Raw genomic sequence first — 25,095 nt, 5'->3', positions numbered from 1 at the left:
GCCCGCACGCGTCGTTTCGTCGCACTCACCGCCAGATGAGTTTGAGCACCGCCGGGGTCAGGAGCATGCGGATGACGGTGGCGTCCAGAATCAGCGCGGCGATCATGCCGTAGGCGATGTACTTCATCAGGACCAGATCCGAGAAACCGAACGCGCCCGTGACCACGATGAGAATCGCTGCGGCGGAGGTGATCACGCCACCGGTGTGGGCGATGCCGTAGCGGATCGCCTCCTGCGGCGGCGCACCCGAGGCACGAGCCTCGGCCATGCGCGATTGCAGGAATACCTCGTAGTCGGTGGACAGTCCGAACAGCACCGTCACGATCAGCACCAGGACCGCGAACATGAGCGGGCCGGGCGTGAAGTTGAACAGGCCCGAGCCGTGGCCCTCGACGAAGAGCCAGGTGAGGATGCCCAGCGTCGAGCCCAGGCTCAGCGCGCTCATGGCCACGGCCTTGACCGCCAGGATCAGCGAGCGAAATGCGGCATACATCAAGGCGATTGCCGCCAGCACCAGGATCGATGCCAGCAGGGGTAGACCCTTGATCAGGCCCAGGATGCTGTCGCGTTCGAGGGCGGGCACACCGGCGACCATGACCTTGACCCCGGACGGTTTCGGTATGGCGCGCAGCGCGGACATGACCGAATCGGCGTCGCGTTTGTCGGTCAGGCCACTGGCCAGCACCGTCACCCCGTCCTTGGTGGGTGCGGCCGGGTCGAACGGGCCCGTCATCTCGGACTGGGTGAGCTGGTTGGCCTCGTAGCGAATATCGCTGAGCTGCTGCGAATTCGCGCCCACCACCACGAGTTTCAGGGGTTCGGTGCGAAAGTGCGGGAACAGCCGGTCGAAGTCCTGTTGCGCCACGCGTGCCGGATTGTCCGAGGCCAGATAGCGTTCGCTCAGGCCGCCGAATTCGATATTGCGGAACGGCAGGATCAGCGCCAGCAGCATGAGCACGATCGGCGTGATCACCAGCCAGGGTTTGCGCATGGCGAAAAGTGCCAGGCGGGAGAAGAATCCGGCGTCGATCTGCTCGACGGTGCGAATGCTCGCCAGCCGATGCCAGCCCAGGAAATCGATGCGCCGCCCGACAATGCTCAGCACCGCCGGGAGCGCGGTCACCGACAGCACCGCGGCCAGCAGCACCGAGCTGATGCCGCCCAGCGGCACCGAGCGCAGCACGCCATTGGGGTAGATGAACAGCGCGCCCAGGCTCACCGCGATGATGGCCGCCGAGAACAACACCGTGCGCCCCGCCGTGGCGACCGTGCGCGCGGTGGCCTCCTCCACGCTGCGCCCGGCCGCGAGTTCCTCGCGGAACCTGGTGACCGCGAACAGTCCGTAGTCGATGGCCAGCCCCAGGCTCACCAAAGTGACCACGGCCGAGGCGAAGACGTTCACCTGGATGTGGTCGGTGAGCAGTCGCATGATGCCCTGGGTGCCCAGGATGGTCATGCCGCCGATGAGCACCGGTAGTAGTGCGCCGATCACGCCGCCGAACACGAAATACAGCAGGATCGCCACGATCGGCAGCGCGATCAACTCCGCGCGCTCGATATCGCGCTGCATGCCGGTATTGATGCCCTCCACCACCGGCTGCATGCCCGCCAGCTGCACGGTGGTGCCGCCGGGGCCCGCACCCGCTGTGCCCGAACCGAAGTCGTTCTTTATCGCCATATAGTTCTCGACCGTGGCGGTGCCGCCGTCCCCGCGCAATCCGATGCTGGCGAAGGCGTGCGTGCGGGACTGGTCGGCGAACTGGCCCATGAGCGAGCCGTCCCAATAGGAGTCGATCTTGAGAATGCGGTCGGAGTGCTTCTCGCGCACTCGATTCAGATCCGCGGCGACCGCCGAGCGCACCGGCTCGTCATCGAGGGTGCGGCCCTCGGGCGCGGTGTAGATGACGATCAGATCGCCGTCGGTATCGCGCCCGAAGGTGGAATCGGCGAGCTCGGAGGCGGCCACCGATTCGCTGCTCTCGTCGAACCAGCCCTCCTGGGTCAGATGATCCCCCAGGTCGCGCCCGTAGAACCCCGACACCAGCACGACCAGACCGAAGAGTCCGAACACGAGGAAGCGGTTGCGGTGGATCAGACGCCCCCACCGCAGGGATCCGGCTTCGAGCATCAGCCGCAGGCCGAGGTGCGGTAGTCGGCCGAGCGCAGAATGCCGCACAGATCGGTGCGCGAGATCTTCCAGCGACCGTCCTTGTTCACGAAATGCACCACCGTGGTGCGCACATTCGTGCCGGAGCCGTCCTTGTCCAGGCTCAGCGTCGCGGTCAGGGTGCCGTCGTGATTATCGAATACCGGGTCCTTGACCCCGTACACCGCGCGCGGATTGTCTTGCAGCGCCTTGTACATGTCCGGAATGGCGTCCTTGAACGCCTCGCCGTCCTCGATGAGCGCGGTGCGGTCACTGTCGGGCAGATTCGGGTCCAGCGCCGACTTCATCTGCGCATCGAGTTCGGCGGCCGTGGGCAGCGGCGGCCGATTGGCGCTGCTGGTGGCGGCCGCGGCGGACGACGAGCTCAGCGCGGCATAGGCCGAGGAGCGGGCCGCGGCCACCGAGGCCTCGTCGTCGGATCCGCTGCCACAGGCCGTCGCGGCAAGGCCGACGGCGAGAAACAGGGCGGCGGCGGCCGGTCGTCGAAATGCCATCAACATCCTCGGGTGCTCGAACTGCGGGTGCTTGCCCACAGTCTGTCATGCACCGGGCCGGGAACTGACTTTCGAGTCACATGCCGTCGATGACGGCGCTCAAACGGCCCAATAGCGCTCGCACCGTGGTGCTCTCGCGGGGTTGGGCCGCGGGGACCGGGACCGCTTGCGGGATCAGGTCGCGGACCAGGGCGATGATGCTGCGTTCGTCGTCGAGGTCGATATCGGTGATGCGGGCTTCGGCCACGGCGGCAATGTCTTCGGCGGCGGGGACCTCGGTGTCGAGGTCGGGGCGGTAGATCTCCAGGCTGAGGATCGACCGGTTGGTTCGGAATGCGAAGGTGCGGCCGTCCCCCGTCACCCCGAAGCCGTGCGCGTAACGACCCGTGCTCACGTCCTCGACGGTGAAGCCAGAAACGGGAACCCCCGATGTGTGGTCGGCTACCAACAGATCTCCCTGACACTGCGCTGCGTTCAATATCCACCGTAACCGCTGTCACCGACACCGTCACGAACTCCCATGTCACGTCATGCAACTGGCTGCGAAGAAGTATCCGGCCGGTGCGCGATCGGTTATGCCACGCGGGGGCCCAGTGTGACGGCTCGCCGTATTGAAGACCCCCGCGCACCGGGCGCGTTCGGGGATCATGGTCAGATTAGGGAGTACGCATGATTTCGTCGGTCAGGTAAGGAGTTCGCTGCATGCGCCGTCGCGGCTGGATTCGGTCGGCCCTCGCGGGTGCGATTGCGGTGACCCTGCTCGCGGGGTGCTCGTCCACGGACGACGCCTCGAACAATCCGACGATCGAACCGCCCACCCCGGCCGCCGGGCCCGCGAACACCGCCACGCCCGCGGGTGAGGTCACTCCGAGCGGGGCGATCACGCACCTGCTGGCCGAGCCGACGACCGGCGTGCTGGCCGCGACCGGTGACCTGCCCGGAGGGCAGCGTGACACCGTCCTGCGCCTGACCCACCCGGCGACCGTCGCCGGGAGCCCCGGGAACACCACCTCGCTGACCAGCGTGGCCACGGTGCCGCTGTCCGGTCCGGTCGCGTCACTGGCCCTGGGCAAGCCCGGCGAGATCCTGGTCGGCGTGCCCGGCAAGGTGCTGCGCGTGGACGCGGCCACCGGCGCGGTCACCGAGACCAAGGTCGATGGTGACGTGCGCGCGGTCACCGCCCGCTCGGACGGCGGCCTGGTCGCCGGAACCGCCACCGGCAAGGTCCTGCTGATCGGCGCGGACGGCACTGTGCGGCATACGATTTCGGGGCTGGTCTCGGTCGATGCCGTCGATGCGAGCGCCGAGCGGGTGGTCGTGCTCGATCGCCGCCAGACCACCATCACCGAGATCGACCTGGGCGATGACAGCCTCGGACTGACCCTGCGCGCCGGGGACGGCGCGACCACCATGATCGGCGATCACTTCGGCCGCCGCATCGTCGCCGATACCGCCGGGCGCGAACTGCTGGTCTACACGGCCGATCCATTGGTCCTGCACCAGCGTTTCCCGGTAGGATCTTCGCCTTACGCACTCGCCTACGACGATCGGTCCGAAACCGTGTGGGTGACGCTGACTGGGGTCAACGAAGTTGTCGGCTACGACCTGTCGACGGGTATACCGGTAGAGGTAGGGCGTTACCCGACGGTTCGCCAGCCGGACACCGTGACCATCGACAGCCGCACCGGTGAGATGTTCGTGGGGTCCGCGACCGGCGACGGTCTGCAGCGGATCACTGCGGACCAGCGGAAGAGAGGGCAGTGATGGCTCGCGCATCACGATCAGCGCGCCAGACGCGCACAATTCCGGCGGAGTGGGGGGAGGAATCCAGTGAAGACGACGAATACGAATACGTGCCGCTGCGGTTCCCCCGCGAGATGAATCGCGTGACCGCCACCATGCGCCTGGCCATCCAGGCCGAATTCGGTGGCTGGGAGCTGTCGCGGGTGCGTGCCTATACCGACGGCAGTCGTCGCGTGTTATTGCGCCGCCGCAAGAGCCCCCTGCTATCCCCGACACCCGAGGCGGTGATGTAACCCGCATGTCTGAGCGTCTTTACGCCCTGCTGCTGAAGCTGATGTTCCTGCTCCCGCCGGAACGCGTACACCATCTGGCCTTCGGTGCCATGAAACTGGCTACCCGGTTCGCGCCGGGTCGCGCGCTGACCCGCAGACTGCTGGTCGCCGACGACCCGATTCTGCGCACCCGGGTATTCGGTGTGGACTTCCCCGCGCCGCTGGGCCTGGCCGCCGGTTTCGACAAGAACGCCGAGGGCGCCGACGCGTGGGGACCGCTCGGTTTCGGTTATGCCGAGATCGGCACGGTCACCGCGCAGGCGCAGCCGGGCAATCCGGCGCCGCGGCTGTTCCGGCTGCCCGCGGACCGGGCGCTGATCAATCGGATGGGCTTCAACAATCTCGGCGCGGCCGCGGCCGCTGATCACCTCGCCCACCGGCTGCCCGGCGGCATCCCGATCGGCGCGAATATCGGCAAGACCAAGGTCGTCGAAGCCGCCGACGCCGCAAGCGATTACGCCATCAGCGCGAAACTGCTCGGCCCCCTCGCGGACTTCATGATCGTCAATGTCAGCTCGCCCAACACGCCCGGCCTGCGCGATTTGCAAGCCGTCGCCTCCCTGCGCCCGCTGCTGCAGGCGGTCCTGGACAGCGTGTCGGTCCCGGTGCTGGTGAAGATCGCCCCCGACCTCTCCGACGAGGACATCGACGCCGTCGCCGACCTCGCCGTGGAACTGGGCCTGGCCGGAATCGTGGCCACCAACACCACCATTCGCCGCGACGGCCTCGCCACCCCCGCCGACGAGGTCGCGGCCCTCGGCGCAGGCGGCCTCTCCGGTCCCCCGGTCGCCGACCGCTCCCTGGAAGTCCTACGCCGCCTCTACTCCCGCGTAGGCGAGCAGGTAGTCCTCATCTCGGTCGGCGGCATAGAAACCGCCGACCAGGCCTGGGCCCGCATCCTCGCCGGAGCCTCCCTCCTGCAAGGCTTCACCGGCTTCATCTACGGCGGCCCCTTCTGGGCCCGCCGCATCCACCGCGGCCTCGCCGCCAAACTCCGCGAACACGGCTACACCAGCCTGTCCCAAGCGGTCGGCGCGGAACACAGCACCCGCGCCTGAGATTCACGCAATCCCCCTGTTTGTCCCCGACGGTGCCACATGCCGTCGGGGACAAGCTGTTTCCAGCCCCGCAGCTGTGGCGGGACCACCACCCGATGTGCCTGCCGGTTCGTGTCGCGGGCTTACCTCGGGATTGCGCCGATCCCAGCAGCCGGGAGCGATCCGCGAGGGTGTTCGGCCGCGACCCCGCCAGATCCGGGCCGAGGGGCTGGGCCCGGCCTTCAGTGCGGCGTGCGGTGCCAGCGTGCGTCGAATGCAACGGGTTTCGGGTCAGGACCACAGGCGCCGGGAGCGGGCGCCGGAGGTGATCGGGGTGGGGGCACCGGCGAACCAGCTGGTGAGGATGGGTTCGGGGAGATCGACGGGGGCCGCGCCGAGGCCGGTTTCGCGGTCCATGCGGGCGGCCATGCGCTGGGCGAGCAGGATCACGGCGTGTTCGACGTCGACGCCCAGGCGGGAGGCGCGTTCGGCGGCTCGATTGTGGGCGGTGTCGTCGTACACGACGTCGGGGTTGGACAAGATCTCGTCCAATTCCATTCCGGCGTGCGCCTGTTCGCGGGTGAGCCGGTGTTCGGGCAGCCAGGTCAGGCGCCACACCGCGTCCCCGTGCCCATACACCCGAAAGGCGTGTTCGGGGGTGATGTCGCTGATCATCGCCCTGGTGGTGATATCGATCGTCACAGCGGGGTCCTCCCTGGGCCGGTCGCTCGAGCGTCAGGGTCACTGCCCGCTCGCCTGGTGTGGTTCCTGTCGTGAATGGTTTTTCGCGCCGGAACCGTTGTCCGTTCATCGAGTGCCGGACGGTCGGTATTAGCGAATCTCCGCATACCGTCCGATTTGTCGGAAACTCTCACCCCTGCCTCCGCTCTTGCAGCACGCGCATCGCCTGCTCCACGGTCATCCCGAGCTCAGCCGCGCACAGAATTGCCCGCGCCGCGACCACCATGTCGCGCCGATAGTGATTGCCGGCGAAAACCTCCGCCAACTCCATCCCCGCAAGCGCCTGTGCCCGCGAAACCAGCCGCCTCGGCAGCCAACTCAACCGCCACTCCAGCTCCCACCCATCGGCAACCCGATGCGCCGCCTCACCGGTGAGAGCACTGGTCATCTGCCAGTCGGAGTCGGAATAGCACACAGTCACGGCCGACCCCTCTCCATCATGCGCCGCTGCAGCACCGCCATGACATGCTTCAGCGTGGTTCCGAGCTGTTCGGCAATGAGCTCGGCACTCTCCCCCGGCTCCTCATGCCCCCCGCACATCTCCGCGAGCTTGATTGCCGCCCGGGCCTGCTCCCGAGTCAACAGCGGCTCCGGCCGCCAACTCAACTTCCACGCCGGTTCCTCGAGCCCGGCCAACCGCCGAGCCCACTCCGGACTGATACTGCTGGTGATCGATCGACTGTTCTCGTAGATCACGACGGTCTCCAATGGGTGAGGCGTCGTCACCACGAGCAAATTCAGTTTCCGGAATGCCTCGAACCGGCTGATCGAATTGCGATGATCAGCCGGTGATTTCGCTGCCAACGAGTTGTTAACCCAGATCGAGCGGGCGACGACGGTACAGGGGTGGTCTCAGGAATCCGGGCGAGCGGATCGGCCCGCCTGGACGGCCTCCGCTTCGGCGTCCTTCTCCGTCTCGGGTTCACCGGCCGCCGCGCGCGTGCCTCTTCGGAATCTCTGGATCACGAGAACAGCTCCCAGCACCAGGACCTCCCGACTGTCTGGTGGAGGCGTTACTTCGCCAAGCCCAGTATGGCATTTGCCGGAGGCTTCCGGCATTTGCCGTTTACCACAAGGGAATTGACGATTCTCCTGTTCCCTAAACCTGTCCAACGGTATCGTTGGGGTCGAATGACGAGAAACCATGCTCCGCGAGAAGCCGACGCTGCCTTGGCACGGCAGGACGCCGACATGGTGGCTGTGCGTAGCATCCTCACCAGTCTGCGCAAGTTCTCCGGCCTGAGCGTGAACCGCTTGCGCAACACCGAAATCGACACGACCACGCTGCTTCAGCTCGCCGTCGTGCGGCGATTTGCGCACCGGGCCGCAACGACGCCGGAGGCTGCTCTGTCGAGTGTGATCGCCTACGGAGCAACACAATTGCCGCCGACGCACCGGCTGATCGTCGACGCCGAGTTGAATCTGGGGCTATGGCGCGACGATCCTCCGGAGGGCATCGACGTCGAGCAGCTGTACGGCCCGGACCTCGGTCAGCGTCGCAGTTACCTGGTGCGGCACTGGCAGGCCCTGCACGCTGAGTTGCAGGCCGTGGATATCCCTCGTGTGTCAACCGTTCGCAGCCTGCGCGATACCCCGGAAACCCAGGCCTTCACCGCCCTGGCCGAACTGCTCACGTCGGTTTCGGAGTTCGATGGTGTCGCGGCGCTGAATCAGGATGCTGAGCAACCGGATTCAGCAGTCCAAGGGTCGATAACCATCGTCGGTGACGCGGTGATGGACGAGATGTATGTGGTCGAGAGGTTTCCGGTCCCCGGCTCCTCCGACTGGGGTGACCTGCGCCGCCATTCGGGCGGGAAAGGACTCAATCTTGCTGTGGCGCTGGCCCGGCTGGGCCTCGATGCTCGACTCATCGCGGTGATCGGCGCCGACGATGACGGGAGCAAAATTCTCGGATACCTCGAGAAGCGGAACGTTGACACGAGTCTCGTCCGAGTGGTCTCCGATGCTCATACCCCGGTGACATGTGTCCTCATGTCGTTGAGCGGTGAGTCCGCCACCATCGCCTTCAAACAGGACAGATTGAGGCTGACCCACCGCGATCTGGGGAGCGCGGCGATTCGACAAGCACTCAGTACCGCAGACGTCGCGATTGTGACATTCGAGCAGCCAGTCGACATCGTCGCGGAGGTCATCGCCATGGTTCACGCCCTCGAAACCCGTCCGAGGCTGATCGTGAACGCATCGCCGCCTGTGGTGCTGCCCTGGCATGTGTACCGGCATCTGTCCGCTGTGGACTACCTCATCTGTACCGCTGGCCAGTTGTCCGGCCTGTGGCCCGGAGGCACATCCGATGTCGTCACTCGCAACTTGCTCGATCGTGGGGTGGGTGCGGTGTGCACCATCGACGGGCCGAGTTGCACCGTTCGCTCATCCAGTGCCGAGTGGACTTTTGCTCCGTCACGGCAGGGAATTTCGGCGTCCGCCGGGGCGGCCTCAGCCTTCTCGGCGGCTCTCGCCTATCGGATGATTGTGTCGGGGCAGCGAGCTGATGAGCAGGACTTCCAGTGGGCGACTGCGGCGATATCGGCGCGGAGTCCGGAATCCAACGTGCCTGACAGAATGCCATCGGTCGCCGACATCGACACGGTTTTCCAGCCGAACAGCGGCCGGTAGGTAGAACAGACCCAGGGCTTGCCCTGTGTGACGGCGGCGCGATCCTCCGTGCATGTTGTGACCGACTATCCAACCGACTACTGTCACCTCGTGCTTCTCGCGCTCATCGTGTGGGCAGCACTCGAGATCGGCCCTGGAACTGAGGCACCCGTTCGGCCTTGCCCAAGCGTTCTGCCAGAGGGAGTGCGAGGATTGACAATCGCTGAGCCGATGCCGCCCGGTCTCACCGAATCGCATGGACCGCGAGCGACCAACTCGCTGGTTGTCGGAGTGTCCAAGGGCCCGGCTCGGGCGGTGCATGAGTTCACTCGCAAGGGACGCACCCTGAAGGTGACCGTCCAGGAGATCGTGGCAGCCGAGAACGCTGGTTACATGTTCATCTTCGGCGACTCCGAGCCTGCGAACGGTTGGCTGGTTCGAATCCACTCGGAATGCCTTTACGGTGAGGTCTTGGGCTCCGACTCTTGCGATTGCGGCCCTGAGCTCGACTTGGCCATGGATCTGATCTATCGGATGCGGTCCGGCATCTTGATATACCTCGAGCAAGAAGGTCGAGGTTCGGGACTGCTTGCGAAGGCCCGAGGTTATAGCCACAGCCAGCAGAATAACGTCGACTCGTTTGCCAGTTTCGAAGCCCTCGGGTTCCCGCCGGACTGTCGCACGTACGATAGCGCCGCGTTGAGCCTCAAGGCACTTGGACTCGAGCGAGTGAGGCTGCTGACCAACAATCCCCGCAAGGTTGTGGCCCTGAAGATGCACGGACTCGACGTTGACCGCGTCCGGTTGTGGACGAAACCCAGAGGGCCCGCGGCGGCTGCGTACCTGGAATCCAAGCGCCGTCAGCGTTACTCCACGCAGTCCAAGGAATGGTCACCCAAGCATCGACTGGGATCCCCGACGATGTGGACTTGGCTGGCTGGGATCAAGAAGAGTTTGGCAGTAATCGTCGGAATTTCGGCTGGAGCTGCCGTCTGGTGGGGGAACCGAGATCTTATGTGTGCCACCACAATGGGAATTCTGGTCGGCAGCCTCGCTCGCAAGATATCGCGACGGTCCCAGCCGATTTCATCGCTACTGATTGCGATTTGGGACTGTCACCGTGGTGGCGGGCAGTTTGCACTCGCCACCGTCCTGTTGGTGAAGAACACTCTTCTGCGTGGGGTCACCCCGATCCGGAGGTCAGCGAGTACCACCAGGCCGCACGCACAGGCGACCAGAGTTGCCATGGCGGGGACCAGCCTTCGCGACTGATCGCAACTCGAGTATTCGCCTTGCGGTGTGGGCGGAGTCGATGTGCGGAGTCGCGGCGACCGGGCAACACGGGTACGTCATGGGGATGTTGCCCAGGACACAAGCGGGCTCTTCTGGCTACGATGAGTGAGCCGCGCCACAGTGGTGCGCGTCCGTCAGGGTTTGGGCTGGTTGATGGGGTGCGCGTGGCGGGTTGAGCGAGAGGCAATCGGAAAAAGGGTTATGACGACTGACATCGGGTTCACGCATAAATCGGGGAAGACGGTTTTTACGATTCCGGAGGCGTTTCAGGAGACGTTGACGCTGCGCCCGGAGCAGGTGGCGTTGCGGACCGTGGGGGGTACGCGGAGCATCACCTGGCGAGAGTATGGGGAGCAGGTCAAGGTCATTGCGGCCGGGCTTGCGGGGTTGGGGGTCGGGCGCGGGGATACGGTCGGGATCATGCTGACCAATCGGCCGGAGTTCAATCTGGTGGATACGGCGGCGCTGCATGTGGGGGCCACACCGTTCTCGATCTACAACACCAGTTCGGCCGAGCAGATCGCGCATTTGTTCACCAATGCGGAGAACAAGGTCGTCATTACCGAGCCCGCGTTCCTGGATGCGGTGCGGGGGGCGGGCGTGGAGCTCGAGCACATCGTGCTGGTGGAGGGAACCGCCACGGGCACAATCACATTGGCCGAGGTGGAGGCCGCACCCAAGGCTGATTTCGACTTCGACGCCGCGTGGCGGGCGGTGCAGCCCGAGGATATCGCTACGCTCATCTACACCTCCGGCACCACTGGGCCGTCCAAGGGTGTGGAGCTGACGCACAGCAATGTGGTCGCTCAGATCGTGGGACTGGTCGAGGGGCCGCTGGTGGTCGGGCTCGATGATCGGTCGGTGTCGTATCTGCCCGCCGCGCATGTGGCGGACCGGATTTCGGGACATTGCGCCAACCTGTTCACCGGGGTGCAGATGACCACGGTTCCGGATCCGCGGGAGATCGCCGCCGCGCTGCCCGATGCGCGGCCGACCGCGTTCTTCGGTGTGCCGCGGGTATGGCAGAAGATCAAGGCCGGAATCGACGCCAAGCTCGCCACCGAGTCCAGCCCGGTGAAGAAGGCGCTCGCCAATTGGGCGATCGGCGTCGGGGTGAATGCCGCGCGGGCCGACCTGGCCGGTGGCGGGCGCGGGCTGCTGCTGGACGTGCAGCACAAGCTGGCCGATGCGCTGGTGCTGTCGAAGCTGCGGGCCGCCTTGGGATTCGACGAGTTGAAGGTGGCGGCCTCGGGTGCGGCGGCCATTCCGCCGGAGACCCTGGAGTACATGCTCGGCCTCGGCTTCACGGTCACCGAGGTGTGGGGTATGTCGGAGACCTCCGGTGTCGGCACCTACACGCCGCTGGACAAGCCCAAGCCGGGCACCGTCGGAATTCCGTTGCGCGGGGTGGAGATTCGTCTCGCCGAGGACGGTGAGCTGCTGCTGCGCGGTGCGATCGTCACCGGCGGATACCGCAAGATGCCGGACAAGACCGCCGAGGCCATCGACGGTGACGGCTGGCTGCACACCGGTGACGTGGCCACCATCGACGGCGACGGCTACATCACCATCGTGGACCGCAAGAAGGAACTCATCATCAGCGAGGCGGGAAAGAACCTGTCTCCCACCAATATCGAGAACACCGTGAAGGCGGCGTCCTCGCTGGTCGGGCAGGTGGTGGCGATCGGCGACGCCAAGCCGTATATCACCGCGCTGGTGGTGCTCGACCCCGACACGGCCGTGGTGCGGGCCAAGGCCCTGGGCACTCCCGACGCCGATCTGAAGACCCTGGCCGCGCGCCCGGAGATCATCGAGGAGATCAAGGCCGCGATCGGCGTCGCCAATGCGAAACTCTCACGCGTGGAACAGATCAAGCGCTTCGTACTGCTGGACTCGGGCTGGGAGCCCGGCGGTGACGAGCTCACCCCGACCCTCAAGCTCAAGCGCAATCCGATCACCAGCAAGTACGCGGCCGAGATCGCCGCACTGTACACCACGCCCGCCCCGGACAATGTGATCAACCTGTCGTAAATCAGCATTCGAAAGCACTGCGGCCCTGGATGGTTCGTCCGGGGCCGCAGTGCTGTGTGCGGGCCGTTCAGCCGTGCAGCGCGGCTTCCGACACCCGGTGGAGCTGATCGCGCATGGCCTGGGTGACCCGTTCCATCTGCGCGTGACTGTGTGCGGCCGTGTCGTATTCGACCTGGATGATCAGGCGGTCGCCGACGGTGAAGATGGTCATCTTGGGTGGCATGCCCGGGTTCGTGGCGAAGACGTCGTCACGCACGATGGTGACGCCCGCCGGGGTCGGATGGGCGGGCAGGCGGCCCATATTCGACAGGGCGATGGTGGGCGGCGCGGACAGGATCGCGGCGATCTCGGCATCCAGCTCTCGCTGCACGGCCAGCATGAACACCGCCGGGAAACGCGCCTCGAGGGTGTGACGCAGGTCCGCGTCGAGGGCCGTGCCCAGCGCCAGCGGATCCGCGTCGGTATCCACCAGGGCGGGTGACCCGGCCCCGGCCGCGCAGTTCAGCAGCGTGGTGCGTGCGAGCTCCGGGGTGATCTCCGGGCGCAGGTCCACCGCATGCCCGCACAGCAGCGGGATCGGCCCGGTCGCCTCGATCTCGGTGCGCACCGCCGCGAGTGCCGCGCCCGCGAGCAGGCTGTTGACCGAGATCCCCTGTGCCCGTGCGGCAGTCAGGAGGCCCGAGGTCGGGTATGTGCCGAGTTCGATGCGCCGCATGGCGAGCCTGCCACCGGGATCGCCGACACCGTCGCCGTCGACGGGCAGGGTGCGGGCTGCGGCCTCGGGGCCGAAGTTCGCGGCCATGGCGCGCACCTGTGCGAGCAGGCCGTCGATGTCGGCCTCGGTGGTCACCCGCGCCAGCTGCGCATCGATGCCGGGGATGAGGTCGCTGTCCGAATCGTGCAGTGGCAGTGGGTATCCGGTGATGTACGCGGTGTATCGCTGCCACATCTCCTCCAGCAAGGCGAAGGCCGAGCGGCCGTCGCTGATGCCGTGATGAATGACCAGCACGATCCGGGTGTGTTCGCTGCCGTGCAGCAGGACCGCCCGGAACAGTCCGGCGTCCCAGTCCTGAGGGGTATTGACCAGCGCCCAGTACTCGTCCACGCCGCCCGCGCGCTCCTCGACCACGGGCTGGTAGCCGGGGTTGGCCACGAAACGCTGTCGGCCATCGTCGCCGGTGACGACGTGGCTGCGCAGCAGCACGTGCCCGGCCGCCAATTCGGCCAGCACCCGGCGCAGGATCCGCGCATCGATCCGGCCGCGCACCGTACTGCCGATGAACAGCGGCATGCCGCCGATCGGCACGCTGCCCAGGCGGGCGTCGGTGCTGAAGTAGCCGATTTCGAAGGGGGACAGAAGACGTTGCGTGCTCATTGTGCGACTCGTGCTTTCGTGCGATGGAGTGCTGAGGATCGGGCGCAGCCTGCTGATTCAGACCATACACACGATTTAGACAATCGTGCAATACATGTGTTTGAAACAGTTGTCACAAACATGCGTATGACCGACTGCTACTGTGATCGCCGTGGGAACCCGAGAAGATCTGCTGGCCGGAGCCAAGCAATGCCTGGCCGAACGCGGCCTGGCCCGCACCACCGTGCGCGATATCGTGGCCGCCTCCGGCACCAACCTGGCCGCGATCAACTACCACTTCGGGACCCGGGACAAACTGCTCAATCAGGCCATGCTGGAATCCACCGCCACGGCCGTGAGCCGCATGCTCGATTCGCTACCCGACGCCGAGGACCTGGGTCCCGCCGAACGCCTGAACACCTTCTGGCACAAGCTGATCGAATCCTTCGCCACCGACCGCGCACTCTGGTCCGCGAATGTCGAAAGCATGGCCCAGGCCCTGCACTCCCCTGAACTCCGCGCGGAAATCGGTGCGGCTCAGCAACTGGCCCGAGACGGCCTCGCCGAACAACTCGGCGGCTCCGACCCCCGCATCGGCGCAGTCCTGCAAACCCTGATCGGCGGCCTCCTCACCCAGGCCCTCATCGACCCCGAAAACTCCCCCACCGCAGCAGATCTCACCGCAGGCCTCACCGCCCTGGCCGCCCTCATCACCCCCGGTCACAGCTGACCAACGGCACGTCCGCCGACACCCAATCGGCCCTGACCAGCAGCTCCCCCACTCATGGCAGGGGCTGATCTGCGTCCGGCAGCGCGTGCATCACTCCCATCTGACGGATCCGCCCCGACACGGTGAGTGTTCAATGGTGCAGGCCCCGACCAGCGTGTCGCCTGCATCAATGAACACTCGATCGCGCTGAAACGGACTGTGGCCCCGGGCGGATTGCCTGGGGCCACAGGGGAATTGCGGAGACTTCAGTGCTGTTCGTGGGTGCCGATCAGGGTGGCGCGGGCGATGGCGTTCATGAACAGGTTGAAGCCCAGGTAGGCGGGGGACGCGGTTTCATCCACTTCCAGGCGTTCGACGCCGACGGCGTGGACGACCACGTAGTAGCGGTGGTAGCCGTGGCCTGCCGGGGGGAATGCGCCGGTGTATTCGGTGAGGCCCGCGTCATTGCCGAGGGTGACGGCACCGGCGGGGAGGGTGCCGCCCTTGCTGCCCTGGCCGGTTTCCAGGCTGGTGGTGGTGGCCGGGATATTGGCGACCACCCAGTGCCAGAAGCCCGACGCGGTGGGGGCGTCGGGGTCGTACACCGTGACGGCGAAACTCTTTGTCTCGGCGGGGAATCCGGACCAGCTCAGCTGGGGGGAGATGTCGCGGCCGCCCGCTCCGCCGAGGGCGCTGACCTGGTCGAGGTGCAGCGGCTTGCCCTCGCTGATGTCGGTGGAGGTGAGGGTGAACTCGGGGAGCGGGGGCAGCGCGGCGTACGGGTTGTACGAGTAGTCGGGCACGGGGCGTCCTTTCGACTGAGTCAGCTGTGCAGGATGAAGTGTTCCAGTACGCGGGTGCCGAATTCGAGTGACTCCACCGGAACTCGCTCGTCCACGCCGTGGAACAGTGCGGTGAAGTCCAGGTCGGGCGGGAGTTGCAGCGGGGCGAAGCCGAAGCAGCGAATTCCCAGGCGCGCGAAGGCTTTCGCGTCGGTGCCGCCGGACAGCATATAGGGCACGGTGCGCCCGGCGGGGTCGTGGGCGAGGATGGCGTCGTTCATGGCGTCGACCAGGTGGCCATCGAAAGTGGTTTCATAGGAGTCGAGTTTGGTGATCCACTCGCGTTCCACATCGGGGCCGATGAGGGCGTCGACTTCCTTCTCGAACTCGGCTTGGCGGCCGGGGACCACACGGCAGTCGACGACAGCCTCGGCGGTCTGCGGAATCACATTGGCTTTGTAGCCCGCGCGCAGCATGGTCGGGTTGGCGGTGTCGCGCAGGGTCGCGCCGATAATGCGGGAGATGGTGCCGAGTTTGGCGAGTTGGCCTTCGATATCGGGGCTGGACGGATCGAATTCGAGCCCGGACTCCTCGGCGACGGCGGCCAGGAATTCGGCCACCGAATCCGAGACCACCAGCGGGAAGGTGTGGGTGCCCAGGCGTGCGACGGCCCGCGCCAGAATGGTGACCGCATTGTCCTCGTGCAGGAACGAGCCGTGCCCGGCACGGGCCTTGGCGCGCAAGCGCATCCAGCCCAGGCCCTTCTCGGCGGTCTCGACCAGATACAGTCGGCGTTCGCTGCCATCGGGGCGCGGCACGGTCAGGGAGAACCCGCCGACCTCGCCGACCGCTTCGGTGACACCTTCGAACAGGTCGGGCCGATTGTCGACCAGCCACTGCGAGCCCCACTTGCCGCCGTTCTCCTCATCGGCGAGGAAGGCCCAGACGATATCGCGCGGCGGTACGGTGCCTTCGATCTTGAACTGCCGGGCGATGGCCAGCATCATGCCGACCATATCCTTCATATCGATCGCCCCGCGGCCCCACACGTAACCGTCGCGCACCGCACCCGAGAACGGGTGCACGCTCCAGTCGGCGGCCTCGGCGGGCACCACATCCAGATGCCCGTGCATCATGAGCGCGCCCTTGCTGGAGTCCGCGCCCTTCAAGCGCGCGAACACATTGCCGCGACCGGGCGCCCCGGATTCGACGTATTCGGTGATATAGCCGGCCTGCTGCAGTTGATCGGCGACCCATTGCGCGCATTCGCGCTCGCCCTTGGTGGTTTCCAGTTCTCCGGTATTGGAGGTGTCGAACCGGATCAGCGCGCTGACCAGGTCCACCACTTCCGAGACGGCGCGGGAGGTGCGGGGTTCGGCGGTTTCGGACACGTCCCTTTCCTACCACTTCCGGCGGACCGGCCGGTCGGCGCTGCCGGGATGCCAGGTCGCCGCCGCAGGTGAATCGCGCGTCCGCGATTGGAATCAGCCGTGGCGCAAGACCTCCGGTCGCGCGAATCCGAGACGATCACGAGCGGGTGACCTTCGACAGCAAGAGCGGTTGTGGTGGAGCGCAACTCGGGCCTCAGCGGAGAACGCGCAGGGTGGTGGTGAGGGTGGTCAGGAGGGAGTCGAGGCGTTGGTCGGCTATGCGGCGTTCGAGGACTTCGGGGTCCAGGCGGGTGGAGGCCCAGAGTTCGCCTATGCGGGCTTGGACGTCCACGTCGGTGGCGGAGAGGAGCCAGAGCAGGGGCGGCCAGAGGCGACCGGCTTGGACCAGGGCGGGGAGGGTGCGGACCGTGGTGGGTTCGAGTAGGGCCAGGCGGATGCCCGCGCGGCGGCGGACCGAGGCGGGGGTGCGGGCCAGGGATTCCAGGACGCCGCGCCAGAGGGCGACCTCGGTGCTGCCGTCGACGGCCATGACGAGGGCTTCGCCCAGTTCGCCCATGACGGGGTTGAGGGCCAGGCGGGTCAGGGCGCCGTGGCTGAGCTGGCCCAGGAAGCGCAGGAGGTCGGGGGTGGCGTCGGATCCGATGTAGGTGGTGACCAGATCGGCGATGGCCGAGGGCGGGGCGACATCGAAAAGGATGTCGCCGACCCTGGCGATGACATCGGGCTGACAGCGGGCGAAGACCGACAGGGCGGCCAGGCGGAGTTCCTTCGAGCCGTCGATCACCGTGGCGAGCAATCGCGGCAGACGCTGGCTGTCGCCGTCCAGCAGTTGGCGCACCACCGCGCTGATGCTCTCCCCCGAATACGCGTAGGCGGCCGAGCGGATCAGGCCCTCGTCGTCGGGGACGCCCTCCTCCACGGCGCGGATCAATTCCGGTGTGGCATAGGCCAGGAACGGTCCGGCGGTGATGTAGTCGCGGCGGCGCAGCAGTTCGTTCACGATGGCGACGACCGGCGGGGCGGGGGCGTCGTCGGCGAGCTGCCCGACCGTGCGGGGGTCCAGGAAGGGTGCGCAGTCGGCCGCGTAGTTCACGTCCAGGCGCAGTAATGCATCGACTGCCTTGTCCGGATGCTGCACGCCGATCGCGCCCGCGGCGCGTCCGGTCATGGTGGCCGGGACCAGGCGCTGCACGATCGGCAGGGAGATGCCCAGCGGAATGATGGGCACCAGCTTGCTGATTCGCTCGAAGATCGGGGTGTGCTGGTCGAAGAGCTTGCCGGACATGCGTTGTTGCAGTTCATGCAGGCGGTGCGGGCCGAGTTTCTCGAGGTGCGCGAGTCGTTCGACGGGCACGTGCAGGGTCCGCGCCAGGAGGACGAGCTGGGCTCGCGTCACCAGATCGGTCATAAGCCGGGCCGGTTCGCGATCGTCCAGCTAATTGCGAATTCGGCTGTGGCAGACATGGTTTCCTCGATCCTCAGCTGTCCGAGACAGTGCACCTCGATCTTGACCGCCCATCATAGAGGTGGGAAAGGGGCGAAATGCACAAAAAGTGCAGAGTCCCTGTACACCGTTAGGATGCGGCAATGAGTTCTCCCCCGGGTTGGTACCCCGAAGGTCCTGGTTCCACCGTGCTGCGGTGGTGGGACGGCACACAGTGGACGGATCACACCCAGCCCCAGCAGCAAACGCCCGAGCAGCCCCAGGGCCAGCAGTCGCATGCCCAGCAGTCGCAGCAGAGTCAGCCCCATGCGCAGCAGCAGTACGGCCAGCAGCAGGGGCAACCCGCGCAGCAGTACGCACAACAGCAGGGCCAGCCCGCACAGCAGCAATACGGGCAACAGCAAGGCGCGCAGCAGCAATACGGGCAGCAGGGCCAGCAGTATGGGCAGCAGCCGCAAGGTCAGCAGTACCCCCAGCAGCAATACGGTCAGCACCGCGGTGACGCCAGCCCGTGGGAGCTCGAGGTCGGCAGCGCGAACGACCCGGGCGCGATTCAGCGTCAGGTGCAGCAGCAAGCCGGTGTGACCCCGACCCAAGCCGGCGGCGGCACCCTGTTCACCGAGCCGATCCTGGTGGTGAACCAGAAGGTCAAGCTCATCGAAATGGCCAACGAATACGGCGTTTTCGACCAGCACGGCCGCCAGATCGGCGCCGTGGTGGAGGTCGGGCAGAGCGCGCTCAAGAAGGCCGTGCGCTTCCTGTCCAGCTATGACCAGTTCATGACGCACAAGCTCGAACTGCGCGACGCCTACGGTCAGACCCAGTTGCGGATCACCCGGCCCGCGAAGGTGTTCAAGTCCAAGTTCCTGCTCGAGCACGGCAGTGGCCAGCCGATCGGTGAGATCGTGCAGGACAATATGATCGGCAAGATCAACTTCTCGTTCATGGTGAATGGCCAGCAAATCGGCAGCATGCGCGGCGAGAACTGGCGCGCCTGGAATTTCGCCATCCTCGACCACACCGGTCAGGAGGTCGCCCGCATCACCAAGACGTGGGAGGGCCTGCTCAAGAACATGTTCACCACCGCCGACAACTACGTCGTGCAGATCCACCGCCAGCTCCCGCAGCCGCTGCTGTCCATGGTGGTGGCCTCGGGTCTGGCCATCGACACCGCGCTCAAGCAGGATTCGCGCGGCTGGAATTAACCCCGGTGATTACCCGGCGCAAGTGCCACGCAAGGCAGTGCAAGCGCCGGGTAATCACCCACCACCACAGTGGGTTTCATGAACGAGAGACACGATGTGGTGGTAGTCGGAGCCGGACCGGTCGGGCTCATGCTGGCGTGCGAACTGCGCCTGGGCGGGGTCGACGTTCTGGTGGTCGAGCGGCTCACCGAGCCCGACCTGACCATCAAGGCGGGCGCGATCAATGTCCCGACCGCGCAGGCGTTCGCCCGCCGCGGCCTGCTGCCCGACCTGCTCGCCGAACAGAGCACGGCCCTGGCCCGATTCACCCAATTCCAGCGTGCGGCCGGTGTACCCGGGGATGGACACCGTCAGGTGCTGACCGCCGGTAAGCGTCCCGCGGTCGGCCATTTCGCCGGAATCATGCTCGACGCCTCCTTGATCGACTTCGACGATCCGGTCTTCGCCGACGTCGGTCCGGCCGGTGAGGCATTCCTGGTCTCCCAGCAAGCCATCGAGGCGATCCTGGCCCGCCGCGCCGCCGAACTGGGCGTCCCGGTCCGCCGCGGCGTCGACGTGACCGGCCTCTGGGACGACGGCGACACCGTCACCGTGCGCTGCGGCGACAGCCTCGTCCACGCCGGCTGGGTGGTCGGCTGCGACGGTGGCCGCAGCACCATCCGCAAGCTCGCCGAATTCGAATTCCCCGGCCTGGACGCCGAAATCACCGGCCACCAGGGGATGGTCGAGATGACCGGCACCGAGGGCCTGCGCCCCGGCTGGAACACCACCCCCACCGGCATCTACGCCCACGGCCCCTTCCCCGGCCGCTTCCTCACCGTCGAACTCGACGGCCCGCCCGCCGACCGCGACGCCCCCCTCACCGCCCAGGAATTGCAGGACAGCCTGCGCCACGTCTCCGGCGTGGACGTGACCATCACCGCGGTCCACTCCGCCACCCGCTTCACCGACAACACCCGCCAGGTCCCCGACTACCGAAAGGGCCGAGTCCTGCTGGCGGGCGACGCAGCCCACGTGCACTCCCCCTTCGGCGGTCAGGGCCTGAACCTCGGCGTCGGCGATGCCGTCAACCTCGGCTGGAAACTCGCCTCCGTGGTCCGCGGCGACGCCCCCGCTCCCCTGCTCGACACCTACAGCTCCGAACGCCACCCCATCGGCGCCTGGGTCCTCGAGTGGACCCGCGCCCAAGTAGCCCTCATGCGACTCGACCCGCGCAGCAAGGCATTACGCGAAGTAGCCTCCCAACTCTTCGCCACCCGCGACGGCGCCACCACCATCTTCAAAAAGATCTCCGGCGTCCTGCACCGCTACGACCTCGGCGGCAACCACCCCCTCACCGGCGGCCCCACCCCCGACCTCGAACTGGCCGACGGCACCCACCTAGCCGACCACTGCACCTCCGGCACCCCAATCCTCCTCGACCTCACCGACTCCCCCGACCTACGCGCCACCGCCGCCCCCTGGTCCCACCGAATCCAGACCCTCACCGCCAAACCCGCCCAACCAAGGGAACTCTCAGCCCTCCTGATCCGCCCCGACGGAATAGTCGCCTGGGCCGCCGACACCCCCACCAGCACAGGCCTCCCCGAAGCCCTCACCCGCTGGTTCGGCACCCCCGCCTGACCTCCCACACCCGCGACCTCAATTCCAGCACGCAATCCCCGGGTCCGCGCTGACGAGCATGCAATGGCGGACCTAGGCCGGGTCACCATGGCGCCGCCCGGGGCGTGGAGGCCGTTGCCGGACACTGAATTCGGCGGGCTGTAAGACAGGGCTTGCGTTGGAGTGCACTCCAGCTTTTACGGTCATATCCATGACCACCACAGAGCCGTTGTCCCCCACCGAAACCCGCTACGACCGGGGCATGGCCATCCTCGAGCAGGTCTCGGGCGCATCCGGTGCGGCCGTGATCGCCGGGCTCGCCGAGATCGCTCCGGACCTGGCTCGTCTGACCGTCGAATTCGGCTACGGCGACATCTACAACCGGCCCGGTCTGACGCTGCGGCAGCGGCAGCTCGCCAATGTCGCCGCGCTGACCGCGCTCGGGAACGCGGCACCGCAGCTGCGCTTCCATATCGGCGGCGCGCTGCATGTCGGTGTCACCCGCCGCGAGATCGTCGAAACCATCATGCACATGACGGTGTACGCGGGTTTCCCGGCCGCGTTGAACGGACTCGCCGCTGCCCGTGAGGTTTTCGTGGAGCGGCAGACGCCCGCGGACGTCGAGGACTCCGGAGCTCAGCCGGGTGAGACCACGGATGATCGGTACCACCGTGGCCTGGCCGCCCTGGAAGCCATCGACGGGCACGCCGGTGTACAGGTCGTCGCCTCCCTGCAGGACATCGCACCGGATCTGGCCCGCTACATCATCGAGTTCTCCTTCGGCGACATCTACAGCCGCACCGGCCTGGACCTGAAGACCCGCGAACTGGCCACCGTCGCCGCCCTGACCGCCATGGGCACCGCCGCGCCTCAGCTGCGCGTGCACCTGCACGGCCTGCTCAATGTCGGCGGCACCCGCGAGGAGGCCATCGAAGTCATCACGCAGATGGTCGGTTACGCCGGTTTCCCCGCCGCCATCAACGGGATTGCTGCCGCCCGTGAGGTTTTCGCACAGCGTGATGCGGACCCCGCCACCCACCAGCCGCGCTCATAGGTGGTACCGAGCGGCGAGGGCCGTGCGTCAGGCGCTGACGTGCACCCGGTCCGCGCCGATGCGCTCTATCCGCCGCGACCCCCAGGCCCCCAGGGGCGCGAGCGCGGTATTGAGTGCGATGCCCTCCTCGGTCAGTGAGTATTCGACGCGGGGCGGGATTTCCGGGTAGATCTCGCGGTGCACGATCCCGTCCTCGGCGAGCTCACGCAATTGCTGATTGAGCATCTTCTCCGAGACGCCGGGCAGGCCGCGCTTGAGTTCGCCGAAGCGGCGGGTTCCGTGCTCGGCCAACTCCCACAGGATGAGCGACTTCCATTTGCCGCCCACCACATCCATGGCGGCGTCGATACCGCAGAAGTATGGCCCGGATCTCTTTTCGCTCACTGCCCGTCCTTACTGCCTCGGCACTCACCTTTCGGTCAGTACCCGAGAAATTAGTGCGTACTTGTGGGCCAACACGGCGACCGGCAATCTCGATTCCAGAGCGCGCGCCGGTCAGTCCGAACTTCACGATAGAAGGAGTTGTCCCACAATGACGAACACTCAGCAGACCGCGGTGACGGTGCTCGGGCTCGGGGATATGGGTCAGGCGCTGGTCCGGGCGTTCCTGCAGGGCGGCGTCTCGACCACGGTGTGGAATCGCACTCCCGGCAAGGATTCCGAGCTGGTGGCCGCCGGTGCGGTATCCGCCGCGACGCCCGGTGCGGCCGTTGCCGCCGGTGGATTGGTCATCGCGGTGCTGTTCGATCACGCCTCAGTGCATGAGACCCTCGATCCCATCGCGGCCGATCTGGCCGGGCGGCAGTTGATCAACCTCACCAGCACGGCTCCGGAGCAGTCGCGGGAATTGGCGCGGTGGGCGAGTGAGCACGGTATCGAGCTGCTCGACGGCGGCATCATGGCGATTCCGCCGATGATCGGTGGCCCGGGGTCGAGCATTCTGTACAGCGGTTCGCAGCCGGTCTTCGACGCGCATCGGGAAACCCTCGAATTGCTCGGCACCGCCGAATATTTCGGTGCGGATGCCGGTAAGGCCGCGCTCTGGGATTTCTCGCTGCTGGCGAGCATGTATCTCATGTTCGGCGGGTTCTTCCAGGGTGCCGCCCTGGCGGGCTCGGCGGGAATCACGGCGTCGGAGTTCGCGGCGCGCGCGGTGCCGTGGGTGACGGCCATGGCGCAGGGGTTGCCCGCCTATGCCGCGGCCATCGACTCGGGTGATTACTCGGCGCAGGTGCAGCACTTGGCCTTCCAGAAGGCGGGGCTGGATGCCATCGTGCAGTCCGGGCGCGATGCGAAGATCGGGGTCGATCTGATCGCCGCATTCGCGGGCCTGGTGGATCGTCAGGTCGCGGCCGGGCACGGTCAGGCGGCCTTCGCGCGGGTCATCGAGGAATTCCGCTGACCTCGAACGGTTTCGGCCCCCGCCGCGGAATGCGGTGGGGGCCGAGGCCTGTCGTCAGTGCGTGATCTGCAAGGTTGCCGACAGTGTCGTCAACTGCTCGCCCAGCCCCAGATCGGCGATGCGCTGTTCGATCTCATTGCGCTCCAGGGCCGGTAGCGCCGACCACAATTCGCCGATGCGCGATTGCGCGTCGGGTTCGGCGGCGGCCAGCACCTTCAAAAGCGGCGGCCACAGGTGCGTGGTGCTGAGCACGGTCGGCAGCTGCGCCAGGGTGGCGGTATCGAAGTGCGACACCTTCTCCCCGATGCGCCGGGCGATGGCCGGTTGGGTGCGCTCGCCGAGTTCGAGCAGGCCCCGCCACACGGCCGTGTCGAGAGTGCCGTCGACGGCGACGGTGATCGCGTCGATGGCCTCGAGGTCGGAGATGATCGGATTGGCGGCCAGCAGATCCAGCGCCGACGGGCTGAGCTGCCCGGCGAACCGCAGCGTCTCCGGCACCACCCCGGAATCGATGAAAGTCCCGATCAGATCGGCGATCTCATCGGCCGACCCGAGGTCGAAGAGAATATCGCCGATGGCCAACTCCACGTCGGCGTCACAGCGGGCGAACACCGACAGCGCCGCCAGCCGCAGTTCCTTGGACCCGTGCAGGATGGTCCGCACCAGTCGCGGCACCCGCTCCCCGGTCAGCAGATGCCGCAGGATGACGCTGATGTTCTCCCCGGAGTAGGCGTAGGACGCCGACCGGATCAGCCCCTCGTCGTCGTGGACGTCCCGCTCGACCGCCCGGATCAATTCCGGTGTGGCATAGGCGAGAAACGGCCCGGCCGTCACGTGATCGCCGCGGCTCAGCAGCTCATTGATGATCTTCATGACCGGTCCGACCGGCGCGATATCGGCCAACTGCCCGACCCCGTGCGGATCCATGTACGGCGCGGCGGCCGCGGCATAGGCCGGGTCCAGCATGCTCACCGCCTCGGCGGCCTTCTTGGGATGGTCGACGCCGATCGCGCCCGCCGCGCGCCCCGCCATGACGGGCGGCACCATGCGCTGCACCAGCGGCAGCGAGATGCTCAGCGGAATGATCGGCACCAGCATGCTGAGCCGGGAGAACGTCGCATTGTGCTGGGCGAAAATGGCTTTCGCCATGCGTTCTTGCAGCTCGTGCAGGTTCGCCGCGCCCAGCTTCTCGAGGTGCGATAGCCGGTCTTCGGAGACGTGCAGGGTGCGGGACAGCAGCGTGATCTGCGCCCGGGTGACCAGATCGCTCATCCGAGCTTGTTCCCGAACATGATCTTCTTGGCGGCCGTGCTGAGCGGCCAGGGCAGGGCGCCGACGGTCTTGTCGACGGCCTCGACCATGGCGGCGGTCTCGGTGCGCTGCGCGGCCCGGAAGACTTGCAGCAGGTCGGCGGTCTCGGCGTCGGAGAGCAGGTCGAGCGAGGCCAGCGGGCCGCCCAGTTCCTGTTCGAGCTCGGCTCTGGCTTCCATGATTCGTCCCCGTCCTCCGGAATGATCCGGATCACCCCTTTTTCGTATACCAAGGTGTACCAAGATCATTGGCGGGGCGCCAGTTGTCCGGCCGTTGGATTCGGGGCGTGGGGCGCGGGGGGGGGCGCGGCCCCCCCCCCGGGGGGGTTCCCCCCGGCGGAGGTAGCGGGGACCGGCGTCGGGGCCCCCACCCGCCAAAACCGGATGGGGT

The 25,095-nt window shown here is 66.7% G+C and carries 24 protein-coding genes; 11 read left to right on the top strand and 13 right to left on the bottom strand.

The window, feature by feature from the left end:
* Window positions 1-25: 25 nt before the first annotated feature.
* From AB0N05_RS33765 to AB0N05_RS33755, 3 genes are all read right to left on the bottom strand, one after another.
* Window positions 26-2,176 carry an MMPL family transporter gene (locus AB0N05_RS33765; protein ID WP_364701510.1) on the bottom strand — a complete coding sequence of 717 codons (2,151 nt, stop codon included), beginning with the start codon at window positions 2,174-2,176 and terminating at the stop codon, window positions 26-28.
* On the bottom strand, window positions 2,128-2,661 hold the full coding sequence (locus tag AB0N05_RS33760) for a hypothetical protein (RefSeq protein ID WP_364701508.1): 534 nt from the start codon (window positions 2,659-2,661) through the stop codon (window positions 2,128-2,130). Before AB0N05_RS33760 ends, AB0N05_RS33765 begins: the two co-directional genes overlap by 49 nt.
* A 76-nt stretch (window positions 2,662-2,737) precedes the next feature.
* A complete protein-coding gene (locus tag AB0N05_RS33755; protein ID WP_364701506.1) occupies window positions 2,738-3,055 on the bottom strand; it encodes a hypothetical protein in 318 nt (105 codons plus the stop codon).
* A 308-nt stretch (window positions 3,056-3,363) separates the two neighbouring features.
* Between AB0N05_RS33755 and AB0N05_RS33750 the strand changes: the two genes are divergently transcribed.
* The 3 genes from AB0N05_RS33750 to AB0N05_RS33740 are packed head-to-tail and all read left to right on the top strand — an operon-like array spanning window position 3,364 to window position 5,794.
* Window positions 3,364-4,425: a hypothetical protein gene (locus tag AB0N05_RS33750; protein WP_364701504.1), complete on the top strand. Its 1,062-nt coding sequence runs from the start codon at window positions 3,364-3,366 to the stop codon at window positions 4,423-4,425.
* Window positions 4,425-4,697 (top strand): DUF5703 family protein, encoded by a 273-nt coding sequence (locus AB0N05_RS33745; protein ID WP_364701502.1) that lies wholly within the window; start codon window positions 4,425-4,427, stop codon window positions 4,695-4,697. Before AB0N05_RS33750 ends, AB0N05_RS33745 begins: the two co-directional genes overlap by 1 nt.
* A 5-nt stretch (window positions 4,698-4,702) precedes the next feature.
* Window positions 4,703-5,794 (top strand): quinone-dependent dihydroorotate dehydrogenase, encoded by a 1,092-nt coding sequence (locus AB0N05_RS33740; protein ID WP_364701500.1) that lies wholly within the window; start codon window positions 4,703-4,705, stop codon window positions 5,792-5,794.
* Window positions 5,795-6,064: 270 nt separating this feature from the next.
* Here the strand turns inward: AB0N05_RS33740 and AB0N05_RS33735 are convergent, their stop codons facing one another.
* From AB0N05_RS33735 to AB0N05_RS33725, 3 genes are all read right to left on the bottom strand, one after another.
* Window positions 6,065-6,475 (bottom strand): hypothetical protein, encoded by a 411-nt coding sequence (locus tag AB0N05_RS33735; RefSeq protein ID WP_364701498.1) that lies wholly within the window; start codon window positions 6,473-6,475, stop codon window positions 6,065-6,067.
* A gap of 169 nt (window positions 6,476-6,644) precedes the next feature.
* Entirely contained in the window at window positions 6,645-6,935 is a 291-nt protein-coding gene (locus AB0N05_RS33730; RefSeq protein ID WP_364701496.1) for a hypothetical protein, read from the bottom strand.
* Window positions 6,932-7,240 (bottom strand): hypothetical protein, encoded by a 309-nt coding sequence (locus tag AB0N05_RS33725; protein ID WP_364701494.1) that lies wholly within the window; start codon window positions 7,238-7,240, stop codon window positions 6,932-6,934. The genes AB0N05_RS33730 and AB0N05_RS33725 overlap by 4 nt, the downstream gene beginning before the upstream one ends.
* Window positions 7,241-7,684: 444 nt before the next feature.
* On the opposite strand from AB0N05_RS33725, the gene AB0N05_RS33720 reads away from it, so the two are divergent.
* From AB0N05_RS33720 to AB0N05_RS33710, 3 genes are all read left to right on the top strand, one after another.
* Window positions 7,685-9,148: a PfkB family carbohydrate kinase gene (locus AB0N05_RS33720; protein ID WP_364701491.1), complete on the top strand. Its 1,464-nt coding sequence runs from the start codon at window positions 7,685-7,687 to the stop codon at window positions 9,146-9,148.
* A gap of 210 nt (window positions 9,149-9,358) precedes the next feature.
* On the top strand, window positions 9,359-10,399 hold the full coding sequence (locus AB0N05_RS33715; protein WP_364701698.1) for a GTP cyclohydrolase II: 1,041 nt from the start codon (window positions 9,359-9,361) through the stop codon (window positions 10,397-10,399).
* 222 nt (window positions 10,400-10,621) lie between these two features.
* A complete protein-coding gene (locus AB0N05_RS33710; RefSeq protein WP_364701489.1) occupies window positions 10,622-12,451 on the top strand; it encodes a long-chain fatty acid--CoA ligase in 1,830 nt (609 codons plus the stop codon).
* 67 nt (window positions 12,452-12,518) lie between these two features.
* Here the strand turns inward: AB0N05_RS33710 and AB0N05_RS33705 are convergent, their stop codons facing one another.
* Complete coding sequence (locus AB0N05_RS33705; RefSeq protein WP_364701487.1) at window positions 12,519-13,826, bottom strand: hypothetical protein; 1,308 nt, start codon at window positions 13,824-13,826, stop codon at window positions 12,519-12,521.
* 151 nt (window positions 13,827-13,977) lie between these two features.
* Here AB0N05_RS33705 and AB0N05_RS33700 point away from each other — a divergent pair, with 151 nt between their 5' ends.
* The gene (locus AB0N05_RS33700; protein WP_364701485.1) at window positions 13,978-14,535 is read left to right on the top strand and encodes a TetR/AcrR family transcriptional regulator; all 558 of its coding nucleotides are present in this window, start codon (window positions 13,978-13,980) and stop codon (window positions 14,533-14,535) included.
* A 245-nt stretch (window positions 14,536-14,780) separates the two neighbouring features.
* Here AB0N05_RS33700 and AB0N05_RS33695 read toward each other — a convergent pair whose 3' ends face one another.
* The 3 genes from AB0N05_RS33695 to AB0N05_RS33685 all read right to left on the bottom strand — a co-directional run bounded on the left by AB0N05_RS33695 (window position 14,781) and on the right by AB0N05_RS33685 (window position 18,083).
* Window positions 14,781-15,317 (bottom strand): YbhB/YbcL family Raf kinase inhibitor-like protein, encoded by a 537-nt coding sequence (locus tag AB0N05_RS33695; RefSeq protein WP_364701483.1) that lies wholly within the window; start codon window positions 15,315-15,317, stop codon window positions 14,781-14,783.
* A 20-nt stretch (window positions 15,318-15,337) separates the two neighbouring features.
* On the bottom strand, window positions 15,338-16,687 hold the full coding sequence (locus AB0N05_RS33690) for a M20/M25/M40 family metallo-hydrolase (protein WP_364701481.1): 1,350 nt from the start codon (window positions 16,685-16,687) through the stop codon (window positions 15,338-15,340).
* Window positions 16,688-16,880: 193 nt separating this feature from the next.
* Window positions 16,881-18,083, bottom strand: a complete 1,203-nt coding sequence (locus AB0N05_RS33685) for a hypothetical protein (RefSeq protein ID WP_364701479.1) — start codon at window positions 18,081-18,083, stop codon at window positions 16,881-16,883.
* Between the two features lie 191 nt (window positions 18,084-18,274).
* Between AB0N05_RS33685 and AB0N05_RS33680 the strand changes: the two genes are divergently transcribed.
* The 3 genes from AB0N05_RS33680 (at window position 18,275) to AB0N05_RS33670 (ending at window position 21,992) form a co-directional block, all read left to right on the top strand.
* Window positions 18,275-19,336 (top strand): phospholipid scramblase-related protein, encoded by a 1,062-nt coding sequence (locus AB0N05_RS33680; RefSeq protein WP_364701477.1) that lies wholly within the window; start codon window positions 18,275-18,277, stop codon window positions 19,334-19,336.
* A gap of 78 nt (window positions 19,337-19,414) precedes the next feature.
* Window positions 19,415-20,959, top strand: coding sequence for an FAD-dependent monooxygenase (locus AB0N05_RS33675; RefSeq protein ID WP_364701475.1), 1,545 nt, complete (start codon window positions 19,415-19,417; stop codon window positions 20,957-20,959).
* 190 nt (window positions 20,960-21,149) lie between these two features.
* A complete protein-coding gene (locus AB0N05_RS33670; RefSeq protein ID WP_364701473.1) occupies window positions 21,150-21,992 on the top strand; it encodes a carboxymuconolactone decarboxylase family protein in 843 nt (280 codons plus the stop codon).
* 27 nt (window positions 21,993-22,019) lie between these two features.
* On the opposite strand, the gene AB0N05_RS33665 is transcribed toward AB0N05_RS33670, so the two are convergent.
* Entirely contained in the window at window positions 22,020-22,376 is a 357-nt protein-coding gene (locus AB0N05_RS33665; protein WP_364701471.1) for a helix-turn-helix domain-containing protein, read from the bottom strand.
* 148 nt (window positions 22,377-22,524) lie between these two features.
* On the opposite strand from AB0N05_RS33665, the gene AB0N05_RS33660 reads away from it, so the two are divergent.
* Window positions 22,525-23,394, top strand: coding sequence for an NAD(P)-binding domain-containing protein (locus AB0N05_RS33660; RefSeq protein WP_364701469.1), 870 nt, complete (start codon window positions 22,525-22,527; stop codon window positions 23,392-23,394).
* Between the two features lie 54 nt (window positions 23,395-23,448).
* Here AB0N05_RS33660 and AB0N05_RS33655 read toward each other — a convergent pair whose 3' ends face one another.
* Window positions 23,449-24,666 carry a hypothetical protein gene (locus tag AB0N05_RS33655; protein ID WP_364701467.1) on the bottom strand — a complete coding sequence of 406 codons (1,218 nt, stop codon included), beginning with the start codon at window positions 24,664-24,666 and terminating at the stop codon, window positions 23,449-23,451.
* Window positions 24,663-24,884, bottom strand: a complete 222-nt coding sequence (locus tag AB0N05_RS33650; RefSeq protein WP_364701465.1) for a hypothetical protein — start codon at window positions 24,882-24,884, stop codon at window positions 24,663-24,665. The genes AB0N05_RS33655 and AB0N05_RS33650 overlap by 4 nt, the downstream gene beginning before the upstream one ends.
* Window positions 24,885-25,095: the final 211 nt, after the last annotated feature.

It is taken from the genome of Nocardia sp. NPDC051030 (assembly GCF_040683015.1).
Taxonomy (GTDB): domain Bacteria; phylum Actinomycetota; class Actinomycetes; order Mycobacteriales; family Mycobacteriaceae; genus Nocardia.
This window is presented reverse-complemented; position numbering and strand designations above follow the sequence as displayed.